Annotated in this window: 9 protein-coding genes; all 9 read left to right on the top strand. The window is 44.7% G+C overall.

The window, feature by feature from the left end; all coding sequences use genetic code 11:
• The coding region (gene tenA / locus HP456_RS17405; protein WP_172253453.1) for a thiaminase II at positions 1 to 624 on the top strand (624 nt) is incomplete at its 5' end.
• A gap of 3 nt (positions 625 to 627) precedes the next feature.
• Positions 628 to 1,203: an ECF transporter S component gene (locus HP456_RS17400; protein ID WP_172253451.1), complete on the top strand. Its 576-nt coding sequence runs from the start codon at positions 628 to 630 to the stop codon at positions 1,201 to 1,203.
• A gap of 11 nt (positions 1,204 to 1,214) precedes the next feature.
• On the top strand, positions 1,215 to 2,651 hold the full coding sequence (locus tag HP456_RS17395; protein ID WP_172253449.1) for an ABC transporter ATP-binding protein: 1,437 nt from the start codon (positions 1,215 to 1,217) through the stop codon (positions 2,649 to 2,651).
• Positions 2,648 to 3,451 (top strand): energy-coupling factor transporter transmembrane component T family protein, encoded by an 804-nt coding sequence (locus tag HP456_RS17390; RefSeq protein ID WP_172253438.1) that lies wholly within the window; start codon positions 2,648 to 2,650, stop codon positions 3,449 to 3,451. Before HP456_RS17395 ends, HP456_RS17390 begins: the two co-directional genes overlap by 4 nt.
• 16 nt (positions 3,452 to 3,467) lie before the next feature.
• Positions 3,468 to 4,073, top strand: a complete 606-nt coding sequence (locus tag HP456_RS17385) for a thiamine phosphate synthase (RefSeq protein WP_172253436.1) — start codon at positions 3,468 to 3,470, stop codon at positions 4,071 to 4,073.
• Between the two features lie 6 nt (positions 4,074 to 4,079).
• The gene (thiO, locus tag HP456_RS17380) at positions 4,080 to 5,198 is read left to right on the top strand and encodes a glycine oxidase ThiO (protein ID WP_246289195.1); all 1,119 of its coding nucleotides are present in this window, start codon (positions 4,080 to 4,082) and stop codon (positions 5,196 to 5,198) included.
• Positions 5,179 to 5,385: a sulfur carrier protein ThiS gene (gene thiS, locus HP456_RS17375; protein ID WP_172253432.1), complete on the top strand. Its 207-nt coding sequence runs from the start codon at positions 5,179 to 5,181 to the stop codon at positions 5,383 to 5,385. The genes thiO and thiS overlap by 20 nt, the downstream gene beginning before the upstream one ends.
• A 2-nt stretch (positions 5,386 to 5,387) precedes the next feature.
• Positions 5,388 to 6,152: a thiazole synthase gene (locus HP456_RS17370; protein WP_172253430.1), complete on the top strand. Its 765-nt coding sequence runs from the start codon at positions 5,388 to 5,390 to the stop codon at positions 6,150 to 6,152.
• Positions 6,152 to 7,171 carry a ThiF family adenylyltransferase gene (locus tag HP456_RS17365; protein WP_172253428.1) on the top strand — a complete coding sequence of 340 codons (1,020 nt, stop codon included), beginning with the start codon at positions 6,152 to 6,154 and terminating at the stop codon, positions 7,169 to 7,171. The genes HP456_RS17370 and HP456_RS17365 overlap by 1 nt, the downstream gene beginning before the upstream one ends.
• Positions 7,172 to 7,187: the final 16 nt, after the last annotated feature.

Here is a 7,187-nt window from a genome sequence, read left to right as displayed (position 1 = left end):
GGGGACGGTACACTCCCGCTTGAGAATTTCCGCTATTACGTGCTCCAGGATGCATACTATTTATCACACTTTTCGAAGATGCAAGCATTGGGAGCGGCGTTTGCACCAGATTTACATACTACGTCAAGAATGGCGGCCCATGCTCAGGGTACCAATGATGCCGAATTGTCACTGCATGAAAGTTTTTCTGTAAGACTCGGGATCACAGAAGATGAAAGGGATCGGTTCAAGCCTGCTCCAACAGCCTATGCCTATACCTCCCACATGTACCGGGCAGCCCATTTCGGGGGATTCGGTGACATTATAGCAGCCATTTTGCCTTGCTATTGGCTGTACCATGAAGTCGGTGAGCATTTGAAGTTGTGTTCGCCGGATGAACCGATTTACCGCGAATGGATTGCAGCTTACGGTGGGGAGTGGTTCGGTGAATTGGTGAAAGAGCAGATAAATCGATTGGATGAGATTGCAGTGAAAGCCGGCGAAGAGGAAAAAGAACGTATGAAGGAGCTGTTTACCATTAGCAGCATATATGAGCTTCAATTTTGGGAAATGGCATATTCCTTTGAAAGATGGCCGTTTGAAAATCATTTTCTTCAAGACGTTACAGGAAAGCCGGTGAAATGAGTCATGAAGTTAAAACTAACCGACATTCTGGTCACGGTCGTCATTTCAATTGGGTTTGGGGTCATTTATAAGGTTTGGGGGCCGCTTTACAACATGATGAAACCGTTCGGGCTTCATGCCGATCAACTTATTTACGGGATGTGGTTTATGGCGGCTACAGTGGCTTTCCTGATCATCCGCAAGCCTGGTGTGGCAATGCTTGCTGAGGTTGCAGCCTCCTCAGGAGAGTTTCTGATGGGCTCAGAATGGGGGCTTGAGGTCCTGCTCTTCGGTATTGTGCAAGGACTCTTTGCAGAAGCGATATTCTTTGGAACGAGATACAAACGATACAGCCTCACGATTATTTGCATCGCTGCCATTATGTCAGCAGTTGGGTCGATTATGATGGATATGTTCAAAGGGTACATCGGCGATCTTGCCACCTGGAATCTGCTTCTGTTTCTGGGAGCGAGATTACTGGGTTCAGTATTGATTGCAGGAGTGGGAGCTTTCTATCTTGTGAGAGCGTTGGAACAAACTGGAGTGACAAGCCTTGTCAGGCCGGCAGAACTAGAAGACTATGAAGCTCTTGATAGATAGGTGTGAAGGAAATGAAGATTGATAAATTGAGATTGAAGTTTCCAGGTGAATCGAATTTTATATTCAAGGATCTTTCACTTTCAATCGATAAAGGTGAAAAGGTTTTGCTGCTTGGTCCTTCGGGCTGCGGGAAGTCTACCCTGCTCAATGTACTGGCGGGTCTGATACCGAATGCATATGAGGTTCCGATGAGAGTATCCTCCATTTCACGGCCAGCCTCCTGGGGATATGTTTTTCAGGATCCTGATGCTCAATTTTGTATGCCGTATGTTGATGAAGAGATTGCATTTGTGCTTGAAAACCTGAATGTTCCGAGAGAACAGATGGAGGAAAGAATACAGGAATTGCTCAAGAAGGTAGGATTAGAACTGAATGATGCACATACAAGCATACAGCGGCTGTCAGGAGGAATGAAACAAAGGCTCGCCATTGCGGCTGTTCTTGCTCTTGAACCGGAGGTCCTCTTTCTTGATGAACCAACTGCGTTGGTGGATGAAGATGGAACTATGGATATTTGGGAAACGCTCAAGGATAACAGTATGGATAAAACGGTGGTGATTGTAGAGCACAAGTTAGATCACGTACTTGATCTGGTAGACCGGATCATCCTTTTTGACAAGTTCGGCGGAATACTTGCAGACGGTCGTAAGGAAGAAATAGTACGTTCGTATAAACAAATCCTGAAGGAGCAAGGAGTGTGGTATCCAGGTGCTTGGAATGAGTACATTGCTTCGCGGCCGGTTCAACATAGCGAATTACCGGGTGAAATGATCTTGGAAATAGAGGAATTTAAGGGTTATCTGCAGAAGCGCCCAAAAATATCCGTCGAACACGCTGCTGTGAGAAAAGGAGAATGGATAACGATTCTTGGCAAAAATGGTGCAGGGAAATCCACACTGCTTCACAGTTTAATGCAATTTATCAAAACGACAGGGAGGTACGAACTTTTCGGGCGGGAGGTAGACAGAAAGAAAACTCCTGAACAGTGTACGTTCGTTTTTCAAAATCCCGAGTTTCAATTTGTCACACATTCCGTTTATGAAGAAGTTGCTTATAACTTCAGGATGAAAGAAATAAAAGGAGAAACAGTGTCATTGAAAGTGAATGAAGTATTAAAAAGGTTTAACCTTGACGATCATCAACACCAGCATCCATATCAATTATCGATGGGACAAAAAAGACGGCTCAGTGTGGCAGCGTCGATCGTGAAAAGTCAGGACATCATTTTACTGGACGAACCTACATTCGGACAAGATGCAGCAAATACGTTTCAATTGCTCGAGATGCTGAAGGAGATGCAGCTTCAGGGATCTGCCATTTTGTTGGTGACTCATGATCAGAATATTGCCCGTTCATTTTCAAACAGAATATGGACGATTGAAGATGGTCAATTACAGAATGCAGAGTTTTGTGAGGAAACGGTTAGTGAGAGGAAGGGAATTCTTTGAGGGTGGATATCGTTTCAAAGCAAACCTGGATGCATAAAGTTAATCCAAGTTTCAAATTAATCATCTTGGTTCTCCTGTTTATAGTAGTACTGACGATCCATCAGTTGAACCTGCTTGTGTATTTGACTGCTATTTCCCTGCTTCTATTCTGGCTTTACTCAGGCCATAACGTCAAAGTGAAATCCCTTCTTTTGCTCCCTTTTTTCCTAGTGTTTGCATCGACTGCAGTTTCGATGATTCTATTTGGGAAAGGGGATGTCATCTGGGTGAAGTGGGGGCTCATTCAAATATCGGAAGAAAGCTTTTATCGGGGTATACACGTCGGTTTCAGGGCGTTTATTTTTGGAGTGCTCGGCTTGTTATTCACTCTTTCTACCAGGCCGGTACTGCTTTTTTATTCATTGATGCAGCAGCTTAAGCTGAAACCACAATTTGCGTACAGCTTCTTGGCGGGGTTCCGTATGCTGCCGATTATTGCTGAAGAATTTGTGACGATACGGTTTGCATTGAAAGTACGGGAAAAGAAAACCGAAAAAGGGATTCGGGGATTGATTTTTACTTTCAGGAACTACGCCCTTCCACTTCTTGCTCAAAGCATCAGAAGAGCTCATCGAGTTGCTGTTGCGATGGAAGCAAAGGGTTTCTCAGGTAACGTAAAGAGGACCTACTTCTATCGAATAGGATTCTCAAAGTATGATGGAGTGTTTCTGGCTGTCATGATCGCTATGGTGATGTTCAGTTATATTGCTTCGGAGGCATTTCCGTTTTTCCCTGTCGATGACGTCCGTTATAAGAAATAGAAGGAGGTTTTTTCACATGCATAGGCAGCTGCACGCTGTTACGAGCGGTTTACAAGGAATGGATGAAACGTTCCGTATCGCTAAGGCTATACATCCTTACATCGATTTCCTTCATATCAGGGAAAAAGGGTGGAGTGCTCTTCAGATCAAATCCTTTATAAAAGATTTAGTAAATGCAGGATTCCCAACAGAAAAGATTTTGGTGAATGACAGAGTGGACATTGCAGCAGTGACGGACGCTGGAGGGGTTCAGCTTGCACATCATAGTTTAGATGTATCCGAGGTTAAGAGTAAATTCCCTTCTCTGGTGATTGGCGCATCCGTTCATTCGATGGAAGAAGCGGTCAGCTTATGTAAGGAAGAAGCGGATTTTCTTCTGTATGGAAATGTATTCGCTACATCTTCCAAGAAAGGAAAGCCGGGTGTCGGGTCGATGAAGGTGAAAAATTTGGTGAAAGCAGTTGATCTGCCTGTCATAGCAATTGGTGGGATCCAGCCTGCTAATGTGCAGGAAATCAACTCGACAGGGGCTGCTGGAATTGCAGTCTTATCCGGTATTTTCCTTTCACCGGAACCGGTAAGCGCCGCAAAAGAATTTAGGCAGTTACTTGATAGGAGGTGAAGGAAGCTGGAAAAAAATTATGATGCCATCATTGTTGGTGCAGGTGTGATTGGTTGTTCGATAGCTTATCAACTTGCAAAGCGAAGTAAGAAGGTACTGCTTGTAGAAAAAAACAGAATAGGCAATAAAGCCTCTTCTGCTGCAGCTGGAATGCTTGGAGTTCATACAGAATTAGAAAATGGAGGGTTGCTGCAGGCTGCTATGAAAAGCCGAGATATGTTTCCGTCACTTTCAGAAGAATTAAAAGAAATTAGCGGAATCGATTTCGAGTTCAGCCAGAATGGGATGATCAAGCTTGCAGCCTCCGAATCAGACGTAAATAATTTACAACATGTTTTATCGCTGAGTAATGATGTAGAGTGGCTGACAGACAAAGAGGTTACCATGCTGGAACCGGGCTTGTCAGAAAGAAATCTGGGCGGCCTGTATGCATACAAAGACGGCAATGTGTGTGCCGGGAAGCTTACTCTTGCATTAGCAAAATCAGCAGTGAGACTTGGTTCTGATTTAAAAGAATTCACACCGCTTTTGAGTTTCATACTTGAAGGGGGCAGGTGCAAAGGTATAAGAACACATAATGAAACGTATTACGCAAATGAGGTCATCATCGCAGGGGGAGCCTGGAGCAGCCAAATATTGAATTATGCAGGGGTTGAACTCCCCGATTATCCAGTGAAAGGTGAATGTTTCTCCGTCATGCTTGAACGGCAGATCATCAATCGGACGATATTCACAGATGGCTGCTATCTTGTTCCAAAACGGGGAGACCGGATCTTAGTAGGGGCGACAGAACATCCTCACACGTTTGATGAATCGAATTCGGTCGCAGGGATAAATTTGTTAATGAATAAAGCCATTGAAATTCTACCGGACCTTGCAAATGGGAGATGGGAAAAGGCGTGGGCCGGTGTCAGGCCTAAAACGGCAGGAGGCCATCCTCATATCGGGAGAGTGAGAGGATACAGGGGGCTTTCAATTGCGTCAGGTCATTACCGGAATGGGATATTGCTGGCACCCATTACCGGAGTTTTGATGGCTGATGTACTGGAAGGGAAAGAAATAGATCCTATGTTTGAACCTGGAGATATGGAAGAAAGGATGATGAATGGTGAAGGTAAGGGTTAATGGTCAGATTGTTCAAGTTCCTGATACGCTCGGGACGATTACAGACATGGTGAATCACTTTTCATTGAGTGATCGTATCCTTATTGTAGAAGTGAATGGTGTTATTGCTGAGAAACAAGATTACGACTCAACGACAATCAAAGAATTGGATTCTATTGAATTCGTCCATTTTGTAGGAGGAGGGTAAATATGTTAACACTAGGAAAATATGAGTTTCATTCCCGATTATTACTTGGAACCGGTAAATATCCGGATTTTGATACACAGAAAAAGGCAGTGACGGCTTCAGAAACGGAAATTTTGACGTTTACTGTAAGAAGAATGAATATTTTTGAAAAAGATCAACCCAACCTTTTGGAGCAGCTTGACCTTGAAAAGTATAAACTCCTTCCTAATACGGCAGGTGCGAAAACTGCAAAGGAAGCTGTTAGACATGCAAAGCTTGCAAGGGCTTCCGGTTTATGTGACATGATAAAGGTAGAGGTCATAGGGTGCAGCAGGACACTTCTTCCCGATCCTGTTGAGACATTGAAAGCAACCGAAGAGCTTGTTAAGGAAGGTTTCACAGTTCTCCCCTACACATCTGATGATGTCGTGCTTTCCAGAAGACTGGAAGAATTGGGAGCACATGCAATCATGCCCGGGGCAGCGCCAATCGGGTCCGGGCAGGGTATCATTAATTCTGTTAATTTACGATTCATTATCGAACAATCCAATGTGCCGGTGATCGTGGATGCAGGAATAGGTTCCCCGGCGGATGCAGCCTATGCAATGGAGCTGGGAGCGGATGGCGTCCTGGTGAATACTGCCGTATCAGCAGCGGGGGATCCCGTTAAAATGGCAGGTGCAATGAAGCTTGCAGTAAATGCAGGAAGATTGGGATTTGAAGCCGGCAGGATCCCTGTAAAATCTTATGCTACAGCAAGCAGCCCGATGGAGGGGATCGTCAACTGATGAATGGTCGGTATTCCAGACAAGAATTATTCAGCCCCATAGGGGAAGCCGGTCAAAAAAGTATCTCTGGAAAACACGTGCTACTAGTAGGAGCAGGGGCGCTGGGTGCAGGAAATGCAGAAGCACTTGTAAGGGCCGGAGTCGGTAAACTCACGATTGTTGACCGCGACTATGTGGAAAATAGCAATCTTCAAAGACAGCAGCTATATACCGAGAAGGATGTGTTTGAAAGACTTCCAAAGGCAGTTGCGGCGGAAAGACACCTGAAAGAAATCAATTCGGAAGTTGAAGTCTCGGCCCACATCCTGGATGCCGGACCCAGTGACATCCTGCACCTTTCTTCAGGGGTAGATCTGATCATTGACGCCACCGATAACTTCGATGTAAGAATGATGATAAATGATGTATCCATGCAGCAAGATATTCCCTGGATATATGGGGGATGTGCAGGAAGCTATGGAATAACCTATACATTCATTCCCGGCAGGACACCATGTATGCACTGTCTGATCCAAACCTTACCGCCCCAAGCTCTCACTTGCGATACGACCGGTATAATCTCCCCAGCTGTAACAATGGTCGTCTCATACCAAGTTTCTGACGCAATGAAGATATTAGTAGAGGACTGGGGGTCTGTCCGTCAAAAGCTTACTTCTTTTGATATTTGGAAGAATGAATTCAGCTCTGTGGATGTACAGGGATTGAAGAAAATTGACTGTCCATCTTGCGGAAAAAAGCGTCAATATCCATTTCTGCAATATGGAAACCAGCTGAAATCAGCCGTGTTATGCGGAAGGGATGCCGTCCAGATCCGCTCTCACGTCTTGGAATCTTTAGACCTGAAGAAGGTAGGGGCACAACTTGAAAATGTGATGGAAAGAGTAGAAGTGAATCCTTATCTTCTTGCTTGTAGAACTGGAAAACACCGGATTGTCTTATTCAGAGACGGCCGGGCACTCATCCATGGCACAAATGATATCAAGGAAGCGAAATCCCTTTATCATCGATATTTTAGCTGACTGATTACCAAGGCCC

This window comes from Bacillus haikouensis (assembly GCF_013179555.1).
Taxonomy (GTDB): Bacteria; Bacillota; Bacilli; order Bacillales; family Bacillaceae_B; genus Rossellomorea; species Rossellomorea haikouensis_A.
Note: the sequence above shows the minus strand (reverse complement) of the source record. Positions and strands in the feature narration are given on the sequence as shown.